We start from the raw sequence: 22,409 nt of genomic DNA on the forward strand, positions 1-22,409 counted from the left end.
GTTCCAGGCCGATGTGGCAAAGGTTGGGACGTTAGCTCAGTTGGTAGAGCAGCGGACTTTTAATCCGTTTGTCGTGGGTTCGACCCCCGCACGTCCCACCAGATCATGCGAAGCGCTGCAGCTGTTCCAGTTGCAGCGCTTTTTGCTTTGTGTGGCCGTGATGTGCTTTCTTCTGCAGCGGGCGACCAGTGCGCTTTATAGCGGCTACTGAAACTGCGCGTTTCGCGCTCGAACCTGCTGTTGCAATGTCGTGCTGAACTCAGCCTTTAGTGCGCGACGTTGCTGCGTTTCGCCTGCTAGAGTCTCGGCACGGAGGTCATATATGAATACCAAGGGACTCGCCATGGTGACCATGGTGCTGTGCGGCTGGACGCTATCGAGTACAGCGCAGGTTCATCGGTGCGCAGATGCCACAGGCAAGCTCACGTATTCCGATCAGCCCTGCCAGGCAGGCCAGGCGGGTGCACAGATCGAACAGCGTAAAACGGCGGAAGTGTTGCAGCAGGAACGGGCGGAGGCGGCTCGGGCCCATCAGCTGAAGGCGCAACAGCAGCGCGCCGAACAGGGCGCGCAACGCCGTCCCACTCCAACGACTTCACCAGCGCCGACTGTCATGGCGCAAACGCAGCCCACCGCCGAGTGCCGTGCCGCGCAAAAGGAGTTGGAGTTCGTCTCCAGTATCCGCACCCTGTCTGGTGCAGAAAAGCGTTCACGCATGAACGCCGCGATCAGCGGAGTGAATGCCTCATGCGGTACGCAGACACCGCTCATTCAGGAACCACCACCCCCTGTGATCCGGCAGATCGTCATGACGCACTGCGACACCAAGTTCTGCTACGACGATCGGGGTGCCGCTTATGGCCGAAGCGGGAACGGTGTGCTGACGGCGCCGGATGGACAGACGTGTACCGGGGCCGGCATGGCCTGGACATGCCAATGAAGATGCGTCGTCCGGTTTGACGGAGGGGGGGGCGCCACGCCGGTTGACCATTCATTGCACGGCGTTTGCGATGCCCTGCATGAGTGCGGGTGCGATCGCATTAAGCGCTTTCCTTTGGCCTTGAAGTGAATCGTTCGCGCATCGAATCGCCACGGTGCGAATGAAAGCGGCGGCACAAAAAAGGCAGCCCGCACAAGGCGGGCTGAAACTTGCTCAAGAGCAAGAAAGGGAGGTGTCGACAGGGAGTGTCGACAGGTCAATATTAGGCGCTGTTGGCCTCCATGTTGTCCCACTGCATGGAAAGTGGTGGATTGGTGCAAAATGGCAGGTTCCCCTCGACGGCGCACGGCACCGATGCGCAAAAGCCGCGTGCTTGCCGAGTGTCGATCTACCCTTGCCAGTCCAGTTACTGCCACACCGAGCCCTCAAGAAAATTGGCGTGATGGCGCGTCCGAATGGCTCATTTGCACGCGGGCCTCGTGTGCCTGATGTACCTGCTGCGGCAGCAGCGCGGGATTGGCACCCTGCACATCATCCGGCGCATCCGGCATGCACACTTGCCGGAGATCCGCCAATTTTCCAACCGGTTCTTCCCACATGGTGTCACCTACCGATTCGCCAGATAGGAACGCACCGCTTGCGCAGAATTGCCCACGGCTTTCACCGCGATGCGCAACTCTTCCTCGGTGCAATTCAGAGACCGGGCCCAGTCGCGCACCTCATAGTCCTCGGCCAGGCTGATGAGCTTGCGGTCTTGCGCAGTTTTCGTGGCGTCGTCCGACATGCGTGGCTCCTGATGGAATGAGAGCGCCATGCTAGGTCTGCCGCTCCCGGGCTTCGCGTAGGACGATTGCCGCAGGACAATGCCATAGACCCCGATGGCCATGGGCGGCGGTCAAGGCCTGCGTTGCGGGGTCAGTTGAATGGTACCAATGCCCTGTGGTGCCTCGCGGGCGGTCAGCCAATGGATCCACAGGCCGCGAAGCCACGCCCCCATGTAGAGGACGCTGACGGCGAAGATGCCCCATTGGCCCGCCGTCCAGCTGGCATAGAACCAGAAGGGCTGGCCCAGCATGCCGAAGATGCAGGCCCAGCGCCGTCGTTCCTCGTGGCGCGATTGAGAGAGCCACGCCGCGGCGGCGCCCAGCAACGCGATGGCGATTTGGTCGAAGCCCATGGGTGTGGGAATGGGTGGGGAAAGGATGGGCAACAACGCCGGTTCATCCCGCCAGATGGACGTCGAAGTACGCGCTTTCCGCCTCGCCCAAACCCTGGAACGCGGCTTGGCGCGCCGCGGTACTGGCTTTGCCCCATTGCCGCAGCAAGGCGAGATCGGCGGGTGGCACCACTTCGGGCGGCGACTCTTCCAGGCTGCGCAGCGTGTCCAGTGCCGCGGCGACCTGAGCGGCGGAGCCGAAGGCCTTTTCCATCGCCTTGGCATAGCGGCGTTCCGCGTTGGTGCGCTCGCGTTCGGGCAGGTTTTCCGGATAGTCGCGCAGGGTGACCGTGTAGGTGAGTTCTTCCGTTTCCATGGCGTGCTCCTTGGGTTGATGCTGTATGAATTTACAGTATTTTGACGCAACTTTCATCCGGGTTTTTAGTGCCCGACCCTTGGAAGCGCTGGTCCTACACCTGCCCGGCCATGTGCGGCATACGCTGGCAGCTTCCTTTTCAGGAGCGAAAAAAATGGCACACGACAAATTGACGCCCGAGCAGGATCGCCAGCGCGATCAGGGCCATTTCAACCTCTATGGAATGCGCGACGACGCGCGCGGCCGTGGCGAAGTGGACGGCGAGAACCCCGGCGATGGCGAAGGTCCCCGGCGCTTCGGAGCCAGCGGTGACGAATCCACGTACGCCAACCGCTCGCCGGAAGACGCGGTGCATGAGCATCCCACCGGCCCGATCGCCGCCGTCGATGCCTCCGGCTCGGCACGCGGCCTGGGTCTGGACTACGGGGGCGATGCGCACAAGGAGCCCCGGTTGTCCTCACGCCAGGGGGCGGCGCTGATCGGCGAGCTCGATGACCGAAAGAAGACGGAATAGGGCTTGCCGCATGCCGCCAGGCGCCTGTTTCGCCCGCTGCAGCGGCCCCGCCGACCCCCACGTTTCACCGTCCCTTGAAAGGCCATCGATGCACGCGTCCTCCATCCCCATTCCGACCCCGACCACCCCGCAGCCTCCGCTGGATACGCCGCCCCAGCCCGCCTGGACGCCTGTGCCCCCCTTCGAAGACCCCCCCGGAGGCGATGGGCCGCCCGTGCAGGAGCCGCCGCCTCACCACTGAGCCGGTACGGCGAGGGCAGCAGCCGAGTGCAAGTCTTGAGCCCGATCGGCCTTTACCGCTTTATCCACGCCATGATTTGCTATGAAAAAAGTAGCGCCTGATGGCGCTCAAGGCCGGTGTTCCATGACCAGGGAATACATCGCCTGGGCTGCGACCGACAGGCTGCGGTCCCGGCGCCGCACCAGGTAGATCTGGCGTGTCAGCCCTGGCAATGCCAGCGGCCGCGTCACCAGCCCGGGTTGGTCGAAGTGGAACAGCGTGAGGGTGGGCACCACGCTGATGCCCAGGCCCGCGCGCACCATGCCCATCACGGTGGCGAGCTGTTCCACTTCCATGAGCGTGTTCATCGCCTGCGGGTGCAACGCTGCCTCCAGGTACTGGCGCACGCTGCTGGTTCGCGCCAGATGCACGAACGGGAATGCTGCCAGGTCGGCGGGTTGCAGCGCAACGACCTTGCCGCCATGGCGCCGGCGACGCGCGAGCGGATGGTCGGCGCGGCACACCAGGTGAAAGCCGTCGCTGCTGAACGGCTCGGCCTGCAGTTCCGGCGTATCGGCCCGGATGGCGGCCAACGCAAAATCGGCCTTGCCCGTGGCCACCCGCTCGATGCAGGGTTCCGACAGCACGTCGGCGATGTCCAGTTCGATGCCGGGATGGGCCGCGCGATACGCCGCCAGCACGCCGGGCAGCCAGCCCGCCGCGAGCGAGGGCAGCAGGGCGATCGCCACGCGCCCCCGGCGCAGCGTGGCGGTGTCGTGCACCGCAGCGAAGGCGTTGTCGACTTCGGCCCGGATGCGGCGCGCGGACTCCAGAAAATCCTCACCTTCCGCCGTCAGGGCAACATGGCGCGTGCTGCGGTCGAACAACCGCAGTCCCATCGCATCTTCCAGCGTGCGGATGAGGGCGCTGAAGGCGGGCTGCGACAGGTGGCAGTGCGCAGCCGCCCGCGTGAAGCTGCGCTGGCCGGCCAGGGCGAGAAAGGCATCGATCTGCCGTGTGGAGATATTCATTGAAGATTTGGATGAATTGATCCTGATTATCTATTTCACAGAATAACGCGCGGGGCCTACATTGGCCGGCAGGAGACAACCATGGCCCCCCCAAAAAACCTGCTGGTCGGCTGCGCCGCCGGCTTCTCGGGCGACCGCACCGATGCCGCCGCACCCGTGGTGCAGGCCCTCATCGACAGCGGCCAGCCTGCGGTACTGATTTTCGAAACCCTGGCCGAGCGCACCCTGGCCCTGGCCCAACTGGCGCGACGTGCCGATCCGGATGCCGGCTACGAGCCGCTGCTCGACGACCTGCTGCGCCCCGTGCTGGCGCAGTGCCTGCAGCATGGCATTCGCATCGTGAGCAATTTCGGCGCGGCCAATCCGCTGGGTGCCGCGCACCGCATCCAGCAATTGGCCCAAGCGCTGGGCGCGCGCCGCCCCCGCATCGCCGTGGTGCAGGGCGACGACCTGAGCGGGGGCGGGCACCGTGCCGTGCTGGCCCAGGCGCTGGGCGCGGCCCTGCCCACCGACCCCATCGTGAGCGCCAATGCTTACATCGGCGCGCAGCCGATCGCCGACGCGCTGCGCGCAGGCGCCGACATCGTGGTGTGCGGCCGCGTGGCGGACCCCTCACTGGTTCTGGGGCCGGCCCTGGCGCACTTCGGCTGGGCCTCGGACGACTGGGACCGGCTGGCGCGCGCCACCATGGCCGGGCATCTGCTGGAATGCGGCTCGCAGGTCACCGGCGGGTATTTCGCCGACCCGGGCTACAAGGACGTGCCGGGCATGGCGCAACTGGGCTACCCCATCGCCGAGATCGACGCCGATGGCCACTGCACCATCGCCAAGCCCACGGGCACAGGCGGGCGCATCGACGAGCGCACGGTGAAGGAGCAGCTGTTGTACGAGCTGCACGACCCGGCCGCCTACCTCACGCCCGATGTGGTGGCCGACATCACCACCGCGCGTGTGCTGCCGGCCGGCACCGACCGTGTGCGGCTGGAAGGGGTGAGCGGCCATGCGCGGCCGCCGTCGCTCAAGGTGAATGTTTGCTTTGAATCAGGCTGGTTCGCCGAGGGCGAGATTTCCTATGCCGGGGCCCGTGCCGAAGCGCGCGCGCGGCTGGCGGGCGAGGTCCTGCGCGAGCGCCTGGCCGGCGTCGCGCCGTTGCGCATCGACCTGATCGGGGTGACCAGCGTGTTCGGCGACGACGCCGGGCACTGGCGGGACGCGGCTGCGGCCGGCGATGCCCGCGATGTGCGCCTGCGCGTGGCGCTGCAGCACCGGGAGCACGCCAGTGCCCAGCGCCTGGTGCGCGAGGTGACGGCCCTGTACTGCTGCGGCCCGGCGGGCGGCGGCGGCGTGCGCACCGCGATGCGACCACGCCTGGGCACGGTGTCGTGCCTGGTGCCGCGCGAGTCCGTGGCCGTGGGCCACGTGATGCTGGATTGACGCCGAGCCCCAAGGAACCCGCCATGACCACCGCCACCCCTTCGATCCCCGCATCGGCTGCCGCGCCATCGTCCGCTTTGACCTCCGCCACCGCCGCGCCCTTGACCGTGCCCCTGTACCGCCTCGCTCACAGCCGCACGGGCGACAAAGGCAACCGCTCCAACATCAGCGTGATCGCCTGGCATCCCGCACTGTGGGAGGTGCTGATCGCGCAGGTCACCGAGGCTGCCGTGGCGCGCCAGTTCGCGCTGCGCCGGCCCAGCCGCGTTGCGCGCTACCTGCTGCCGAACCTGCACGCCATGAACTTCGTCATTGACGACGTGCTGGACGGCGGCGTGAACGATGCGCTCAACCTCGACAGCCACGGCAAGGCGCTGTCATTCCTGCTGCTCGACCTGCCCGTCGAGGTGCCTGCCGCCCTGGCCGCGCACCTGGCGGGACCGCCCGGGTGACGCCTTTCGAATGCCGCAGCCGGCCATGCGCTGGGCCTGCGGTCCTGCATCGCTTTTTCCATAACCACACAGGAGACGACATGAACCCCTTTTTCCAACCCCAGCCTCGCCCCGAGCCGCACCGGCATGTCTCGCACCGGCATGCCTCGCGCTGCCATGCGCTTGCCGCCATCGTGGCGGCGGTTCTGGGCCTGGCAGTGGCCGGGCCGGCCGCTGCCCAGGCCCCGGCCTATCCGTCCAAGCCCATCACCTTCGTCGTGCCGTTCGCGGCGGGCAGTGCTACCGACCAGCTCGCGCGCGCCATCGGCCAGTCCGTCACCACCGACACCAAGCAGGCGGTGGTGGTGGACAACAAGGCCGGCGCCAGCGGCATGATCGCCGCGCAGGCCGTGGCCAAGGCCGCGCCGGACGGCTACACGGTGCTCATCACCACCAACACCACGCACGCCGCCAACGAGCACCTGTACAAAAAGCTGTCCTATGACCCGGTGAAGGATTTCGTGCCGGTCACCGGCCTGGGCAAGGGCGGCCAGGTGCTGGTGGTGAACGCCGCGGCGCCCTACAAGAACGTGGGCGAGCTGATCGCGGCGGCCAAGAAGAGCCCGGGCAAGCTCAGCTTCGGCAGCGGCAGTTCGTCCAGCCGCGTCGCGGGGGAGATGCTCAAGCAACTGGCCGGCGTGGACATCCTGCATGTGCCCTACAAGAGCAATCCCCTGGCCATCACCGACCTGCTGGGCGGGCAGATCGATCTGATGATCACCGACACCTCCACGGGCGTGCCGCAGATCAAGGCCGGCAAGCTGCGCGCGCTGGGCTATTCGACGAAAAAGCGCGGTGCGCAACTGCCCGACGTGCCCACCATTGAGGAGGCCGGCGTGAAGGGCTACGACATGGGCTACTGGTTCGCCGCCTATGTGCCGGCGGGCACGCCGGCCCCCGTGGTGGCGCGGCTCAACGAACTGCTCTGGCAGGCCACCAAGAGCGCGGCGGCCCAGTCGTTCTACGACATGGCGGGCTCCGAGGCCTGGACCACCACCTCCGACGAACTCGCGAAGTTCCAGGCCGCCGAAACTCAGAAATGGGGCCAGGTCATCAAGGCCGCGGGCATTCAGCCCGAATAGGTTTTAGCCCCCTCACGGCCCATCGGGCCGCGCCCTGAAGGCGCGCACGTCCCCGCCGCAGCGCACGGCGGGGTGGGCGCAGCCTTGCCCTGTACCGACGACAACACCCAAGAACCTTCCGGAGACAAGACCATGACATTCCCGTCCTTCGCGATTTCCCCGCTGGGTCGCCCCCGGCTGCGCGCCATGGCGCCCGTGCTGGCCGCGGCGCTGCTGGCCGCCTGCGGCGGCAGCGATTCCCCGCCCGCGGCCTCCGCCCCGCAGATGCGCCTGTCCATCACGGCCACCGAGGATGTGGCGGGCACCTACGGCAGCGTGGGCGCCTACGAGAAACTGACCGGCACCCTGCGCGGCGAGGTCGATCCCGCCGACCCGCGCAATGCGGTGATCCAGGACCTGCAGCTGGCCCCCGTCAATGCGCGCGGCATGGTGGAGTACAGCGCCGACTTCGTGATGCTCAAGCCCAAGGACATGGCCCGCGCCAGCGGCGTGCTGCGCTACGACGCGCCCAACCGCGGCAACATCCTCACGCAGCCCAACCCGGCCGCGACGCCGGGCGATGCGGTGTACTTCGAGCGGGGCTACGTGATGCTGTATTCGGCCTGGCAGGGCGATGTGCCCAAGAGCACACCCGCACGCCTGACCGTGACGGTGCCCGTGGCCCGGAACAAGGACGGCAGCACTATCACCGGCCCGTATCGCACCGAACTCGTGCCCACGGCCGCCGTGCCCGCCATGGCGCTGCCGGGCGGCGTGTTCAACGGCACCATGATTCCGTACGAGCCCGCCAGCCTGGACAACACCCAGCCCGGCTATTCGCTCACCCGCCGGCGCAACGAAACCGATGCGCGCGAGCCCGTGCCCGCGGGCCAGTGGAAGTTCGCCACCTGCGATGCGGCCGCCAACCCGTTCCCGGGCACGCCCAGCCCGGCCAGCGTGTGCCTGCAGGGCGGCTTCGATCCGCAGTACCTGTATGAGCTGGTCTATGTGGCGAAAGACCCCAAGGTCATGGGCGTGGGCCTGGCGGCGCTGCGCGACACGGTGAGCTTTTTCCGCAGCGCGGCGGCCGATGCCGACGGCCGGGCCAACCCGGTCGCCGGCCGCATCCAGTCCACGCTGGGGCAGGGAACCTCGCAGTCGGGCAACGCGATGAAGACCTTCCTGCACCTGGGCTTCAACCAGTCGCTGCGCGGCGGCAAGGTGTTCGACGGCATGTTCGCCCACGTGGCCGCGCGCCAGACCCACATCAACACGCGCTTTGCCGTGCCGGGCGGCGGCGGTGGGCTGCGCACCGACCACACGGCCTTCGGCCAGACGGCGCCGCGCGGGCTGGACAAGGACTACCGCGACGAGGTGAGCGGCCGGCAAGGCGGCGTGATGAAGCGCTGCGCGGCCACCGACACCTGCCCGAAGTTCTTCCTGGGCCTGTCGGGCACCGAGTTCTGGCAACTGCAGGGCTCGCCGGTGCTGACGGATGCCAACGGCCTGCGCGACCTCGCCCAGCCCGCCAATGCGCGCATCTACTACTACGCCAGCACGCAGCACGGCGGCACGGGCGGCACCGAGAGCATCAGCTACACGCCCACGCGCAATGTCTATCCGGCCGGCACGGTGGTGCACTTCACCGACACCTTCCGCGCGCTGTTCATCGCGCTGGAAGACTGGGTGGTGCGCGGCACCGAGCCGCCAGCCAGCCAGGTGCCCAAGGTCGCCGACGGCACGCTGGTGCCGCCCGCGAAGCTCGTGTATCCGGCCATGCGGGGATTGACTTGGAGCGTGGGCGGCACGCCGACCGCCATCCCGGCGTTCGACTACCTGGCGCGCTACAACGGCTTCTCGCTGCTGGACTTCGGGCCGCAGTACGTGCCGCAGGACGAGTCCGGCATCGCCACGCTGCAGCCGCCGCGCGCCGTGGGCCGCGACTACGCCATCCTGGTGCCGCAGGTGGACCCGTCCACCGGCCTGGCCCGCGCCGGCATCCAGAGCGTGGAAGCGCGCGCCCCGCTGGGCACGAGCATCGAGTTCAACTACGTGGCCACGCCGGGCATCACCGATCTGTCCAACCTCACCGGCAGCTTCATTCCCTTCCACAAGACGCGCGCCGCGCGGCTGGCGGCGGGCGATGCGCGGCCGTCGTTGGAAGAGCTGTACGGCACGCAGGCCGGCTACGTGGCTGCTGTTACCCAGGCGGCCGATGCACTGGTGGCGGGGCGCCTGCTGCTGCGGCGCGATGCGGATGCGCTGGTGTCCAGGGCCAGAGCGTCTTCCGTGCTTCCCTGACGCGGAAGGATGGCGGGGCGGCGGTTTGAAAGAAAAAGTGCCGATGCCCTAGTCATCATTGCCTCCATTGCTATTGATTTAATAGCAATCGGTAGCGGCGTCGGGGGACCCGCCCCGGCACAGCGCGCCGGCCAGTGCGCCCACGGTGCGCAGGGCCTCGTCGAAGCGCGCCACGGCCGGGTGGCCGCAGTTGATGCGCACGCAGTGCGAGAAGCGCCGGTCGGTGGAAAAGAGGTGCCCCGGTGCCAGGCTGATGCCCCGGCTCAGCGCCGCGCGGTGCAGGGCCAGGGCATCCACGGACTGGGGCAGCTCCACCCACAGGAAATACCCGCCGTCCGGCCGCGACACGCGCGTGCCCGGCGGAAAGTGCGCGGCGATCAGCGCCCGTGCGCGCGCCTGCTGGCGCGCCAGCGTGCCGCGCAACTGGCGCAGGTGCCGGTCGTAGCCGCCCTGGTCCAGATATTCCGACAGCGCCTGCTGCGACGGCGTGGCGGTCGAGAGCGTGGTCATCAGCTTCAACCGCTGCACCGCGCCGGCAAAGCGGCCCGCGGCCACCCAGCCCACGCGGTAGCCGGGCGCCAGGCATTTGCTGAACGAGCTGCAGTGCAGCACCTGGCCCCCGGTGTCGAAGGCCTTGGCCGGCGGCGGGCGGCGCGGGGCGAAGTGCAGCTCGCCATACACGTCGTCCTCGATCAGCGGCACGCCGTGGCGGGCCAGCAGCGCCACCAGCGCCGCTTTGCGCTCCTCGGGCAGGGTGCTGCCCAGCGGGTTCTGGAACGTGGGCATCAGCCAGCAGGCCTTGACGGGGTGCGCGCGCAGCGCGCGTTCCAGGGCGCCCAGGTCGATGCCTTCGCGCGGGTGGGTGGTGATCTCCACCGCGCGCAGCCGCAGCCGCTCCAGCGCCTGCAGCGCCGCGTAGAAGGTGGGCGACTCCAGCACCACGATGTCGCCCGGCTGCGTGATGGCCTCCAGGCACAGGTTGAGCGCCTCCATCGCGCCGTTGGTGGTCACGATCTCGGCCGCATCCACCGCCATGCCGTGCAGGCCGTAGCGCAGCGCGATTTGCTGGCGCAGCCGCTCGTCGCCCGGCGCCAGGTTCTGCACGATGGCGGCCGGGTCCAGCCGGCGCATGCCGCTGGACAGGCAGCGCGCCAGGCGCGCCAGCGGAAAGAGTTCAGGGCCCGGAAACGCCGACCCGAGCGGCACCAGGTGCGGGTCGCGCGCCGATCCCAGCACATCGAACACCAAGTCGCTGATCTCCACGCCGCGCGAGCCGTCGTGCGGCGCCGAAGGCTGGGGCTCGGCCGGGACGCGGTCCGTGGCGGACGGCTGCCGGTGGCTCACGTAGTAGCCCGAGCGCGGCCGTGCATGCACCAGGCCCTGCGCTTCCAGCAGGTCGTAGGCCGCGAACACGGTCGATGGGCTGATGCCCCGGGCCCGGCTGGTTTCCCGCACCGAAGGCATGCGGTCGCCCGCGCGCAGGGCGCCGCTGTGGATCAACTGGGCGAGGGCGTCGGCGTGGCGTTCGTAGCGTTTCATGGACGGGAGCGAACCGGGGAGGGGGTGGATGGACCGTGGCGGCGTGGACGGACCGTGGCGGCGTGGACGGCATGCAACTGATCCGTATTTTTAGCGGCAAACTGAATCTGTACTGTTTTGCACGGGGTGCGTAGAGTCGCACCATGGCAGACCCGCTGCATTCCCACGTCCGAACGGATCCCCCATGAATGAAACCGCACGCCGGGCCGGGCGCCTGGCCTTGCCGACCCTTGTGTCGCTGCTGGCGCTGCTGACGGCGGCGGGGCCGTCCACCGCGGCGGCCCCTGCCGACGGGCCGGCCGCTCCTGCCCTGGGCGACCGCGTGCTGGCCTGCACCGCCTGCCACGGCCGGGAAGGGCGCGCCACCCAGGAGGGCTACTTTCCGCGCATCGCCGGCAAGCCGGCGGGCTACCTCTACCACCAACTGCTCAATTTTCGGGACGGCCGCCGCAGCTATCCGCAAATGGCCTACCTGCTGGAGCACATGACCGACGACTACCTGCGCGAGATCGCCGCGCATTTCGCCGCGCTGGACCTGCCCTACACGCCGCCGCCCCCGACCCAGGCGACTCCTGCGGCCCTGGAGCGCGGGCGCACGCTGGTGCGCCAGGGGGATGCGGCGCTGGGCATTCCGGCCTGCGTGCAGTGCCATGGGGCCGCCATGACCGGCGTGGCACCGGCGATTCCGGGCCTGCTGGGATTGCCGCGCGACTACCTCAACAGCCAGATTGGCGCCTGGCAGACCGGCCAGCGGCGTGCCCAGGCGCCCGATTGCATGGCCCATGTGGCCCGCCAGCTCGCACCTGAAGACGTGAGCGCGGTCACTGCCTGGCTGTCCGCACAGGCCGTGCCCGCCGATGCTCGGCCTGCCGCTGCCTTGCCCGGCCGGCTGCCGATGCCCTGCGGCGGCGTGGCCGCTGCCGGCACGGGCGCATCGGGGGGCTTGCGATGAAGCGCGCGCTGAAAGGGCTGGCCGGCCTGGTGCTGCTGGGCGCCTTGGCGTGCGCCTTGGTGGTGCACCTGAACCTGCGCGGCGAAACGCCCTTGCCGCCGCAGGACGTGCCCCTGGCCCAGCCCGCGCCGCAGGCCGTGCAGCGCGGCGAATACCTGGCGCGTGCGGGCAATTGCATGTCGTGCCACACCACACAGGGCGGGGCGCCGTTCGCCGGAGGCCGGGGCGTGGAGACGCCGTTCGGCGTGGTGTTCGCCAGCAACCTCACGCCCGACGCCGAAACCGGCCTGGGGCACTGGACAGCGGCGGAGTTCTGGCGCGCGATGCACCACGGCCGGTCTCGGGACGGCCGGCTGCTGTACCCCGCGTTTCCCTACCCCAACTACACCCACGTCACGCGCGAGGATTCCGACGCTATCTACGCCTACCTGCGCAGCCTGCCGGCCGTGCAGCGCACCAACACGCCGCATGCGCTGGCATTCCCGTTCAGCACGCAGGCGGCGCTGGCCGGCTGGCGCGCGCTGTTCTTCCGGCCCGGCACGCTGGTGCCCGATCCGCAGCAGTCGGCCGAGTGGAACCGCGGGGCCTACCTCGTGCAGGGGCTGGGCCATTGCGCGGCCTGCCACAGCCCGCGCAACGCCTTCGGCGCGACGAGCGAATCGCAGGCATTCCGCGGCGGGCTCATCCCCGTGCAGAACTGGTATGCACCGGCCCTCAACCACGCCGCCGAGGCGGGTGTGGCTGGCTGGCCGCAGGAAGACGTGGTGGCGCTGCTGCGCACCGGCGTGGCGCCGCGCGGGTCGTTCACCGGCCCCATGGCCGAGGTGGTGTTCCGCAGCACCCAGTACCTGAACGACGCCGATCTGGGCGCCATGGCGGTCTACCTGCGCGCGCTGCCCGCACACGAACGCCCGGCGCCGGCGGTGGCACCCCCGTCCGCTTCGGCCATGGAGCGCGGCGCCGCCGTGTATTCGCAACAATGCGCGCAATGCCACGGAGACCGCGGCGAGGGTCGGCCAGGGGCCTTTCCCGCACTGGCGGGAAACCGCGCCGCGACCATGGAAAACCCGACCAATCTGGTGCGCATGGTGCTCCTGGGCGGCTACCCGCCCACCACGGCCGGCAACCCGCGTCCCTACGGCATGCCGCCGTTCCGGCACGTGCTGGGCGACGACGACGTGGCGGCGGTGTCGACCTATGTTCGCAACGCCTGGGGCAATAGGGCGGCCAGTGTGGGTACGATGGAGATCTACCGCGCCCGCGAGGGGCGCCATCCCTGAGCCACATCCTTCCTTCCATGCACGCACCGGCTGCCTCTCCCGACACCTTCTTCCCCAGTGCGAACGCCGGCTGGTGGGTCGTCTGCCTGTGCGCCGGCTGGTGCGGTGCGTGCCGCGAGTACAGTGCGGTGTTCGACACCGTGGCGCAAGCCCATCCGCAGGCCCGCTTCGTGTGGGTGGACATCGAAGACGAGGAAGACCTGGCCGGCGATCTGGATGTGGAAACCTTTCCGACCCTGCTCATCGCCGATCCGGCCGGCGCGCGCTTTCTCGGCCCGCTGCTGCCCCAGTCCGGGGTGCTGGCGCGGCTGCTCGACAGCCTGGCATCCCAGCCTCCGGCAGCGCGGGACCCGCAGGCCCAGGCGCTGATCGAACGGGTGCGCGCAGCCCGTGGATAACGGAGAGCCGCCGGGCTTTTTGCCCGCTCGCCGCAGGGTCGGCCATGACGCCTGTGGCGCCAATGCAAATTGCATGCCGCCGCCTTTGCAAAGCGGCGCGCGACAGGCTACAATTGCATCTTCACGACCAAACGGGCGGGTACCTACCGCCCGTTTTTTTTGGCCGTTCGCTTTTGGAGCTCGAAGCTGCCCTGGAAGGTCCTAGGTGGTTATCGGGTTTTTTGTACTTCTGGATACTGAACAGAACAACACGTGGCATTGCAGCAGATCGTTGAACAAACAGTGACCGGGCTGGGCTATGACCTGGTGGAGATCGAACGCTCCGCCGGCGGCCTGCTGCGCATCACCATCGATTTGCCCTGGCAGGCGCCCGTGGAGGGCGAGCCCGTGCTGCCCGAGCAGTTCGTCACCGTGGAAGACTGCGAAAAGGTCACGCGGCAACTGCAGTTCGCGCTGGAAGTGGATGGCGTCGAGTACAAGCGGCTGGAGATCTCCTCGCCCGGCATCGATCGCCCTCTGCGCCACGAGCAGGATTTCATCCGTTTCACCGGGCACATGGTGGACCTCACGCTCAAGGCGCCCATCGGCGAGGCTGGCGGCGGTCAGGTCAATGCCAACCGCAAGAAATTCCGCGGCACGCTGGAGCGTACCGAAGCCGGTGGATGGCAGGTCGTCTGGAGCGAAGAGCCGCCCGTGAAGCCTGGCCAGCGAGTCAGCAAGAAACGCGTACCGGCGCCGCTGCAAGCGCTGGGTTTCACGCTGGACGAGCTGCGCGATGCGCGCCTGGCGTCCATCGTCGATTTCAAGGGGCGGGGGTCCAAAGACGGGCCGGTCCAGGCCTGACACACCGAACGAATACAAAGGTTGGCGCGCGCGGCGCGGCGGCCTTCAAGAGATTGAAAAATAGGAGAGTCGTCGCATGAATCGCGAACTGTTGATGTTGGTCGAAGCCATTTCGCGTGAGAAGAACGTGGAACGCGATGTGGTCTTTGGCGCCGTCGAATTGGCCCTTGCCCAGGCCACGAAGAAGCTGTACCAAGGCGAAGTGGACATCCGTGTCGCCATCGACCGTGACAGCGGCAACTACGAGACTTTCCGTCGCTGGCTCGTCGTGCCCGACGACGCCGGTCTGCAGAACCCCGAAGCCGAAGAGTTGCTGATGGATGCCCGCGAGCGCATCGCCGACATCGAAGTGGGTGAATTCATCGAAGAAGGCGTCGATTCCGTGCCCATCGGCCGCATCGGCGCCATGGCGGCCAAGCAGGTCATCCTGCAGAAGATCCGCGACGCCGAGCGCGAGATGCTGCTCAACGACTTCATGTCGCGCGGCGAAAAGATCTTCACCGGCACCGTCAAGCGCATGGACAAGGGCGACATCATCGTCGAGTCGGGCCGGGTGGAAGGCCGCCTGCGCCGCTCCGAGATGATCCCCAAGGAAAACCTTCGCAATGGCGACCGTGTGCGCGCCATGATCATGGAAGTCGACCTCACGCTGCGCGGTGCGCCCATCATCCTCTCGCGCTCGGCGCCAGAGTTCATGATCGAGCTGTTCCGCAACGAAGTGCCCGAGATCGAGCAGGGCCTGCTGGAGATCAAGAGCTGCGCACGCGATGCCGGCAGCCGCGCCAAGATCGCGGTGCTGTCGCACGACAAGCGCGTCGATCCCATCGGCACCTGCGTGGGCGTGCGTGGCACGCGTGTCAACGCCGTCACCAACGAGCTGGCCGGCGAGCGGGTGGACATCGTGCTGTGGTCGGAAGACCCCGCCCAGTTCGTGATCGGCGCGCTGGCGCCGGCCAACGTGTCGTCCATCGTGGTGGACGAAGAGAAACACGCCATGGACGTGGTGGTGGACGAGGAAAACCTCGCCATCGCCATCGGCCGCGGTGGCCAGAATGTGCGCTTGGCTTCCGACCTGACGGGCTGGAAGATCAACATCATGGACGCGGCTGAAAGTGCGCAAAAGCAGGCCAACGAGACCGACACGGCCCGCAAGCTGTTCATGGAAAAGCTCGATGTGGACGAGGAAATCGCCAACATCCTGATCGAGGAAGGCTTCGCCAGCCTCGAAGAGGTGGCCTACGTGCCGCTGCAGGAAATGCTGGAGATCGAAAGCTTCGACGAAGAAACCGTGAACGAGCTGCGTGCCCGCGCCAAGGATGCGCTGCTCACCATGGAAATTGCCCGAGAGGAAAGCGTGGACGGCGTTTCGCAGAACCTGCGCGATCTCGAGGGCCTCACGCCCGAGTTGATCGGCAAGCTCGCCGAAGGCGGCGTGAACACCCGGGATGATCTGGCCGACTTAGGCCTTGACGAACTGACCGCCCTGACCGGCCAGTCTGAAGAAGATGCCAAAGCCTTGATCATGAAGGCGCGCGAACATTGGTTCGCGGGGCAAGAGTAGGTCAGGGGAGGTACGAACCAAATATGTCCAGTAACACAGTCGCCGAGTTCGCCACTGAACTCAAGAAATCGCCAGAAACCCTGCTCGACCAGCTCAAGTCTGCCGGGGTGGCCAAGGCCGCCCCGACCGATGCCTTGACCGAAACGGACAAGCAAAAGCTGCTGGCCTTCCTGCAGGCCAGCCACGGCACCGCCTCGGCCGATCGCAAGAAGATCACCTTGACGAAAAAATCCACCAGCGAGATCAAGCAGGCCGACGCCACCGGCAAGGCGCGCACGATCCAGGTGGAAGTGCGCAAGAAGCGCACTTTCATCAAGCGCGACGAAGGAGGCGAGGGCGCCTCCGACGCCGGCTCCGACGAGGCTGCCGAAGCCGCGGAAACCGTGATGTCTCCGGAATCGCAGGACCTCGTGCGCCGCGAAGAGGAAGCGCGCCGCCAGGCCGAGCTGATCGGTCACCAGGAAGCCGAGCTGAACGAAAAGCGCCGCGAGCGGGAAGCCCGCGAACAGCGCGAGCGCGAAGCCGAAGAGCGTGCTGCCGCCTACGCCGCGCAAGAGCAAAGCCGCAAGGCCCAGATGCAGGCGGAAAAGCAGGAGGCCTCTCGCGAGCAGGCGGCGGAAGCCAGTGCACGCCAGGCCGCCCAGGCCGAAGCCCGCGCCAAGGCCGAAGAGGAGTCCAAGGCCCGTGCGGCCGAGGAAACCGCGCGCGCCGTCGATCTGGACGAACGCCGCCGCAAGGCCCTGGCCGAAGCCGAGGCGATCCGAGCCATGATGGCTGCGCCCAAGAAGGTGCTCGTGGCCAAGAAGCCCGAGGAGCCCAAGCCGGCTCCCGCGGCCGCCAAGCCCGCCGGTGCCGATGCCAAGAAGGGCACGCTGCACAAGCCGGCCGCTGCGCCCGGTGCCCGTGCACCGGCCGCGCCCGCAGGCGGCAACAAGGAGGTCAAGTCCGCCAAGCTGTCGTCCAGCTGGGCCGGCGATCCTGCCAAGAAGAAGGAAATCAAGACGCGCGGCGACAGCAGTGGCGGCGTGGGCCGCAACAACTGGCGCGGGGGTCCCCGTGGCCGCCGCAACGAGCGCGACGACCACCATCACCAGCAATCCGCTCCGGTGGAAGCCCGCATCATCGAAGTGCACGTGCCCGAAACCATCACGGTGTCCGAGCTCGCGCACAAGATGTCGATCAAGGCGTCCGAGGTCATCAAGGCGCTGATGAAGATGGGCCAGATGGTCACCATCAACCAGCCGCTGGACCAGGACACCGCCATGATCGTGGTGGAAGAAATGGGCCACAAGGCCGTGGTGGCGGCGCTGGACGATCCGGAAGCCTTCACCAACGACGACGTGGCGGGTGCCCAGGCCGAATCGGTCTGGCGCGCTCCGGTGGTCACCGTCATGGGCCACGTGGACCACGGCAAGACCTCGCTGCTGGACTACATCCGCCGTGCCAAGGTGGCCGCGGGCGAAGCCGGCGGCATCACGCAGCACATCGGCGCCTACCACGTGGAAACGCCGCGCGGCATGATCTCGTTCCTGGACACCCCGGGCCACGAGGCATTCACCGCCATGCGGGCCCGCGGTGCGCAGGCCACCGACATCGTCATCCTGGTGGTGGCGGCCGACGACGGCGTCATGCCGCAGACCAAGGAAGCCATCAAGCACGCGAAGGCGGCCGGTGTGCCCATGGTGGTCGCGATCACCAAGTCCGACAAGCCCGATGCCAACCCCGACCGCGTCAAGCAGGAACTGGTGGCCGAGCAGGTCGTACCCGAAGAGTACGGTGGCGATTCGCCTTTCGTGCCCGTGTCCTCCAAGACCGGCATGGGCATCGACGACCTGCTGGAGCAGGTGCTGCTGCAGGCCGAAGTGCTGGAACTGCGCGCCCCGGTCGATGCGATGGCCAAGGGCCTCGTGATCGAAGCCGAGTTGGACAAGGGCCGCGGCCCCGTGGCCACGGTGCTGGTGCAGTCCGGTACGCTGAAGGTCGGCGACGTGGTGCTGGCAGGCCAGACCTACGGCCGCGTGCGCGCCATGCTGGACGAAAACGGCAAGGTCGCCAAATCGGCCGGCCCGTCGATCCCGGTGGAAATCCAGGGCCTGACGGAAGTGCCGCAGGCCGGCGACGAATTCATGGTGCTGGGCGACGAACGCCGGGCCCGCGAAATCGCCACCTACCGCGCCGGCAAGTTCCGCAACACCAAGCTGGCCAAGCAGCAAGCCGCCAAGCTGGAGAACATGTTCGCCGACATGACGGCGGGCGAGGTCAAGTACCTGCCCATCATCGTCAAGGCCGACGTGCAGGGTTCGCAGGAAGCGCTGTCGCAGTCGCTGCTCAAGCTGTCCACGGACGAGATCAAGGTCCAGCTCGTGTATGCGGGCGTGGGCGGTATCAGCGAGTCCGACATCAACCTGGCGATCGCCTCCAAGGCCATCGTGATCGGCTTCAACGTGCGTGCCGATGCCGGCGCGCGCAAGACGGCCGAGAGCAACGGCGTCGATCTGCACTACTACAGCATCATCTATGACGCCGTGGACGAGCTGAAGGTCGCCATGTCCGGCATGCTGGCCCCCGAGCAGCGCGAGGAAGTCATCGGCACGGCCGAGATCCGCACGGTGTTCGTGGCCACGAAGATCGGCACGATTGCCGGTTCGTACATCACCTCGGGCATGGTCCATCGCAACGCACGCTTCCGCCTGCTGCGCGACAACGTGGTGGTCTACACGGGCGAAGTCGACTCGGTCAAGCGCCTCAAGGACGATGTCAAGGAAGTCAAGGAAGGCTTCGAGTGCGGTATCAAGCTCAAGAACTACAACGACATCAAAGAAGGTGATCAGCTGGAGTTCTTCGACATCAAGGAAATCGCGCGGACGCTGTAAGGCCCGGGGCTCGACATGGCTGCGAAGAAATCCTCCACCCCCAACCGCGGCTTCAAGGTCGCCGATCAGATCCAGCGCGATCTGACGGAGTTGATCGCGCGCGAATTGAAAGATCCGCGCGTGGGCATGGTGACGCTGCAGGCTGTGGAGGTGACTCCCGACTACGCGCATGCCAAGGTCTTCTTCAGCGTGCTGATCGGTGACCCCGAAGCCACGCAGGTGGCGCTGAACCAGGCTGCGGGCTTCCTGCGCAACGGCCTGTTCAAGCGCCTGCACATCCACACCGTGCCCACGCTGCACTTCGTGTTCGACCGCACCACCGAGCGTGCGGCCGACATGAACGCCTTGATCGCCAAGGCGGTTTCTTCGCGCGCCCAAGAAGACTGAGCATGCATACCGACGGGCCGCCCCAGGGAGCGAGTGCCCCCTTGGGGGGCAGCGATTTGCACGCAGCGAACGGGCCGCGTGGCGGTGCGGTGCGCGCGCCGCGCACCCGCATCCAGCGGCGTCCGGTGCATGGCGTGCTGCTGCTCGATAAACCGCTGGGCCTGTCGAGCAACGATGCCCTGCAGAAGGCCAAGTGGCTGCTGCGGGCGGAGAAGGCAGGCCACACCGGTACGCTCGATCCCCTCGCCACGGGCGTGCTGCCGCTGTGCTTCGGCGCGGCGACCAAGTTCAGTCAGCTGCAGCTGGACGCCCCCAAGACCTACGAGGCCATCGCCCTGCTGGGGACGACTACCACCACCGGCGACGCCGAGGGCGAGGTGCTGGCGCAGCGCGAGGTCGATCCGGCGCAGCTCGCGCCCGAGCGCCTGGCCGAGGTGCAACGCCAGTTCACGGGACCGATCCGCCAGGTGCCGCCCATGCACAGCGCGCTCAAGAAAGACGGCAAGGCGCTGTACGAGTACGCACGCGCCGGCATTGCCGTGGAGCGCGAGGCGCGCGACGTGGTCATCCATGCATTGAAACTGGCTCCAGTGCAAGAAGTACTAGGGCGTTCTGCTATCAAAATAATAGTGACCTGCAGCAAGGGCACCTACATCCGCACGCTGGGCGAGGACATCGGTGCCGCGCTCGGTTGCGGCGCGCACCTCACGTTCCTGCGGCGCATCGACACCGGCGGGCTGGGCGTGGAGCGCTGCGTCACGCTCGCCGCGCTGGAGGCGATGGACGAGGGGGAGCGCATGGCCTGCGTGCACCCCGCCGAGATCCTGCTGGCACAGCATGTGCGTGTCACGCTGGACAGCGAGAATGCCGGGCGGTTCCTGTCCGGCGTGCGCCGCCGCGGCCCCTGGCCCGATGCGCCCGCGGTCGCGGTCTTCGGAGACGATCCCCATGCCCTGCTGGGCGTGGGCCACACCACTGCGGGTGAACTGGTGCCCGACCGGCTCCTGAGCCCCTTGGAAATTCAACAGATTCTAGAAAGCACGCCGCAGGTAGAGCGCGGCATATTGGAAGCACTATGAGCAAACAAATCCGCAATATCGCCATCATCGCGCACGTTGACCACGGCAAAACCACCATGGTCGACCAACTGCTGCGCCAGTCCGGCACCTTCGCCGACCACGAAAAGGTCGTCGATACCGTGATGGACAACAACGCCATCGAAAAAGAGCGGGGCATCACCATCCTGGCCAAGAACTGCGCCGTGAGCTGGGAAGGCACGCACATCAACATCGTCGACACCCCGGGCCACGCGGACTTCGGTGGCGAAGTGGAACGTGCCCTGTCCATGGTGGACAGCGTGGTGCTGCTGATCGACGCGCAAGAGGGCCCCATGCCCCAGACGCGTTTCGTGACCAAGAAGGCCCTGGCCCTGGGCCTGCGCCCGATCCTGGTCGTGAACAAGGTGGACAAGCCCGGTGCCAACCCCGACAAGGTGGTGAACGCCGCGTTCGACCTGTTCGACAAGCTGGGCGCGACCGACGAGCAGCTCGACTTCCCCGTGGTGTATGCCTCGGGCATCAATGGCTGGTCCTCGCTGGAAGAAGGCGCTCCCGGCGAGCAGTGGGGCCCCGATATGTCGGCCCTGTTCAACACCATCCTCAAGCACGTGCCCCCGAACTCGGGTGACCCGACCGCTCCGCTGCAGCTGCAGATCTCGGCGCTCGATTTCTCCACCTTCGTGGGCCGCATCGGCGTGGGCCGCATCAGCCAGGGCACCGTGAAGCCCGGCCAGGACGTGCTGGTGATGGAAGGCCCCGAGGGCAAGAGCGTCAAGGGCCGCATCAACCAGGTGCTGACCTTCCAGGGCCTGGACCGCATGCAGACGCCCCTGGCCGGCCCGGGCGACATCGTGCTGATCAACGGCATCGAGGACATCGGCATCGGCGTGACCGTGACCGACCCCTCCAACCCCGCACCGCTGCCCATGCTCAAGGTGGACGAGCCCACGCTGACCATGAACTTCTGCGTGAACACCTCGCCCCTGGCCGGCCGCGAAGGCAAGTTCGTGACCAGCCGCCAGATCTGGGACCGCCTGCAAAAGGAGCTGCAGCACAACGTGGCCCTGCGCGTGAAGGAAACCGACGAAGAAGGCATCTTCGAGGTGATGGGCCGTGGCGAACTGCACTTGACCATCCTGCTGGAAAACATGCGCCGCGAAGGCTATGAACTGGCCGTGTCCAAGCCGCGCGTGGTGTTCCGCGACATCAACGGCGAAAAGCACGAGCCGATCGAGCTGGTGACGGCCGACATCGAAGAAACCCACCAGGGCGGCGTGATGCAGGCCCTGGGCGAGCGCAAGGGCGAACTGGTGAACATGGAGTCGGACGGCCGTGGCCGCGTGCGCCTGGAGTACCGTATTCCGGCCCGTGGCCTGATCGGTTTCACCAACGAATTCCTGAACCTGACGCGCGGCTCGGGCCTGATCTCCAACATCTTCGACAGCTACGAACCGCACAAGGGCGCCATCGGCGGCCGCAAGAACGGCGTGCTGATCTCCATGGACGACGGTGAAATCTTCACCTACGCCCTGGGCAAGCTGGACGACCGCGGCCGCATGTTCGTGAAGGCGAACGATCCGGTGTACGAAGGCATGATCGTCGGCATCCACAGCCGCGACAACGACCTGATCGTGAACGCGACGCGCACCAAGCAGCTGACCAACTTCCGCGTCTCCGGCAAGGAAGACGCGATCAAGATCACGCCCCCGATCGACCTCACGCTGGAATACGGCGTAGAGTTCATCGAGGACGACGAACTGGTCGAGATCACGCCCAAGAGCGTGCGCCTGCGCAAGCGCTTCCTGACGGAAAACGAGCGCAAGCGCGCCGGCCGCTGATCGGTGAGGGGGTTTCGCCTCCCACCGCTGTGACCCGTCCTGGAATAGGTTGACACCTATGCGGGACTGAACCCTAGCCGTAATTGGCTTGCAAGAGACGCCCGGTGCACCGCATCGGGCGTTTTGTATTCTAGGGACAGGTGGGGCCGCTGCTCG

The 22,409-nt window shown here is 67.3% G+C and carries 21 protein-coding genes and 1 tRNA gene; 16 read left to right on the top strand and 6 right to left on the bottom strand.

Features of this window, described 5'->3' with window-relative positions:
• The first annotated feature begins 25 nt into the window (after window positions 1–25).
• Both AVMA1855_RS15360 and AVMA1855_RS15365 read left to right on the top strand, forming a co-directional pair.
• Window positions 26–101, top strand: a tRNA-Lys gene (locus tag AVMA1855_RS15360).
• A gap of 221 nt (window positions 102–322) precedes the next feature.
• On the top strand, window positions 323–940 hold the full coding sequence (locus AVMA1855_RS15365; RefSeq protein ID WP_284426370.1) for a DUF4124 domain-containing protein: 618 nt from the start codon (window positions 323–325) through the stop codon (window positions 938–940).
• Window positions 941–1,365: 425 nt separating this feature from the next.
• Here AVMA1855_RS15365 and AVMA1855_RS15370 read toward each other — a convergent pair whose 3' ends face one another.
• From AVMA1855_RS15370 to AVMA1855_RS15385, 4 genes are all read right to left on the bottom strand, one after another.
• Window positions 1,366–1,539 carry a hypothetical protein gene (locus tag AVMA1855_RS15370; RefSeq protein WP_284406270.1) on the bottom strand — a complete coding sequence of 58 codons (174 nt, stop codon included), beginning with the start codon at window positions 1,537–1,539 and terminating at the stop codon, window positions 1,366–1,368.
• Window positions 1,540–1,547: 8 nt separating this feature from the next.
• Window positions 1,548–1,724 (bottom strand): DUF3606 domain-containing protein, encoded by a 177-nt coding sequence (locus tag AVMA1855_RS15375; RefSeq protein ID WP_284402243.1) that lies wholly within the window; start codon window positions 1,722–1,724, stop codon window positions 1,548–1,550.
• Between the two features lie 111 nt (window positions 1,725–1,835).
• Window positions 1,836–2,117, bottom strand: a complete 282-nt coding sequence (locus AVMA1855_RS15380; protein WP_272568689.1) for a hypothetical protein — start codon at window positions 2,115–2,117, stop codon at window positions 1,836–1,838.
• Window positions 2,118–2,160: 43 nt separating this feature from the next.
• Entirely contained in the window at window positions 2,161–2,472 is a 312-nt protein-coding gene (locus AVMA1855_RS15385; RefSeq protein WP_284406272.1) for a hypothetical protein, read from the bottom strand.
• A gap of 154 nt (window positions 2,473–2,626) precedes the next feature.
• Between AVMA1855_RS15385 and AVMA1855_RS15390 the strand changes: the two genes are divergently transcribed.
• Entirely contained in the window at window positions 2,627–2,986 is a 360-nt protein-coding gene (locus AVMA1855_RS15390) for a hypothetical protein (protein WP_284426371.1), read from the top strand.
• 348 nt (window positions 2,987–3,334) lie between these two features.
• Here AVMA1855_RS15390 and AVMA1855_RS15395 read toward each other — a convergent pair whose 3' ends face one another.
• Window positions 3,335–4,237: a LysR family transcriptional regulator gene (locus AVMA1855_RS15395; protein ID WP_284412133.1), complete on the bottom strand. Its 903-nt coding sequence runs from the start codon at window positions 4,235–4,237 to the stop codon at window positions 3,335–3,337.
• Between the two features lie 81 nt (window positions 4,238–4,318).
• Between AVMA1855_RS15395 and AVMA1855_RS15400 the strand changes: the two genes are divergently transcribed.
• The 4 genes from AVMA1855_RS15400 to AVMA1855_RS15415 all read left to right on the top strand — a co-directional run bounded on the left by AVMA1855_RS15400 (window position 4,319) and on the right by AVMA1855_RS15415 (window position 9,524).
• The gene (locus AVMA1855_RS15400; RefSeq protein WP_284426372.1) at window positions 4,319–5,671 is read left to right on the top strand and encodes an acyclic terpene utilization AtuA family protein; all 1,353 of its coding nucleotides are present in this window, start codon (window positions 4,319–4,321) and stop codon (window positions 5,669–5,671) included.
• A gap of 23 nt (window positions 5,672–5,694) precedes the next feature.
• Window positions 5,695–6,123, top strand: coding sequence for an AtuA-related protein (locus tag AVMA1855_RS15405; RefSeq protein ID WP_284426373.1), 429 nt, complete (start codon window positions 5,695–5,697; stop codon window positions 6,121–6,123).
• Window positions 6,124–6,203: 80 nt separating this feature from the next.
• Window positions 6,204–7,244, top strand: coding sequence for a Bug family tripartite tricarboxylate transporter substrate binding protein (locus tag AVMA1855_RS15410; RefSeq protein WP_284426374.1), 1,041 nt, complete (start codon window positions 6,204–6,206; stop codon window positions 7,242–7,244).
• 186 nt (window positions 7,245–7,430) lie between these two features.
• Window positions 7,431–9,524 (top strand): alpha/beta hydrolase domain-containing protein, encoded by a 2,094-nt coding sequence (locus AVMA1855_RS15415; RefSeq protein ID WP_284426384.1) that lies wholly within the window; start codon window positions 7,431–7,433, stop codon window positions 9,522–9,524.
• 78 nt (window positions 9,525–9,602) lie between these two features.
• On the opposite strand, the gene AVMA1855_RS15420 is transcribed toward AVMA1855_RS15415, so the two are convergent.
• Window positions 9,603–11,063, bottom strand: a complete 1,461-nt coding sequence (locus AVMA1855_RS15420; protein WP_284426375.1) for an aminotransferase-like domain-containing protein — start codon at window positions 11,061–11,063, stop codon at window positions 9,603–9,605.
• A gap of 184 nt (window positions 11,064–11,247) precedes the next feature.
• Here AVMA1855_RS15420 and AVMA1855_RS15425 point away from each other — a divergent pair, with 184 nt between their 5' ends.
• The 9 genes from AVMA1855_RS15425 to typA all read left to right on the top strand — a co-directional run bounded on the left by AVMA1855_RS15425 (window position 11,248) and on the right by typA (window position 22,253).
• Window positions 11,248–12,015: a c-type cytochrome gene (locus AVMA1855_RS15425; RefSeq protein WP_284426376.1), complete on the top strand. Its 768-nt coding sequence runs from the start codon at window positions 11,248–11,250 to the stop codon at window positions 12,013–12,015.
• On the top strand, window positions 12,012–13,295 hold the full coding sequence (locus tag AVMA1855_RS15430; protein WP_284426377.1) for a c-type cytochrome: 1,284 nt from the start codon (window positions 12,012–12,014) through the stop codon (window positions 13,293–13,295). Before AVMA1855_RS15425 ends, AVMA1855_RS15430 begins: the two co-directional genes overlap by 4 nt.
• A 17-nt stretch (window positions 13,296–13,312) precedes the next feature.
• Window positions 13,313–13,693: a thioredoxin family protein gene (locus AVMA1855_RS15435; RefSeq protein ID WP_284426378.1), complete on the top strand. Its 381-nt coding sequence runs from the start codon at window positions 13,313–13,315 to the stop codon at window positions 13,691–13,693.
• A gap of 252 nt (window positions 13,694–13,945) precedes the next feature.
• Window positions 13,946–14,536, top strand: coding sequence for a ribosome maturation factor RimP (gene rimP, locus AVMA1855_RS15440; protein ID WP_272568705.1), 591 nt, complete (start codon window positions 13,946–13,948; stop codon window positions 14,534–14,536).
• A gap of 76 nt (window positions 14,537–14,612) precedes the next feature.
• Window positions 14,613–16,097, top strand: a complete 1,485-nt coding sequence (gene nusA, locus AVMA1855_RS15445; RefSeq protein WP_272568708.1) for a transcription termination factor NusA — start codon at window positions 14,613–14,615, stop codon at window positions 16,095–16,097.
• Window positions 16,098–16,120: 23 nt separating this feature from the next.
• Window positions 16,121–18,970 (top strand): translation initiation factor IF-2, encoded by a 2,850-nt coding sequence (gene infB, locus AVMA1855_RS15450; protein WP_272568710.1) that lies wholly within the window; start codon window positions 16,121–16,123, stop codon window positions 18,968–18,970.
• A gap of 15 nt (window positions 18,971–18,985) precedes the next feature.
• Window positions 18,986–19,357 (top strand): 30S ribosome-binding factor RbfA, encoded by a 372-nt coding sequence (rbfA, locus tag AVMA1855_RS15455; RefSeq protein ID WP_272568711.1) that lies wholly within the window; start codon window positions 18,986–18,988, stop codon window positions 19,355–19,357.
• 89 nt (window positions 19,358–19,446) lie between these two features.
• Window positions 19,447–20,436: a tRNA pseudouridine(55) synthase TruB gene (truB, locus tag AVMA1855_RS15460; RefSeq protein WP_284426385.1), complete on the top strand. Its 990-nt coding sequence runs from the start codon at window positions 19,447–19,449 to the stop codon at window positions 20,434–20,436.
• The gene (typA, locus tag AVMA1855_RS15465; RefSeq protein ID WP_272568713.1) at window positions 20,433–22,253 is read left to right on the top strand and encodes a translational GTPase TypA; all 1,821 of its coding nucleotides are present in this window, start codon (window positions 20,433–20,435) and stop codon (window positions 22,251–22,253) included. The genes truB and typA overlap by 4 nt, the downstream gene beginning before the upstream one ends.
• Window positions 22,254–22,409 lie beyond the last annotated feature (156 nt).

Source organism: Acidovorax sp. SUPP1855, from assembly GCF_030158955.1.
Classification (GTDB): domain Bacteria; phylum Pseudomonadota; class Gammaproteobacteria; order Burkholderiales; family Burkholderiaceae_C; genus Paracidovorax.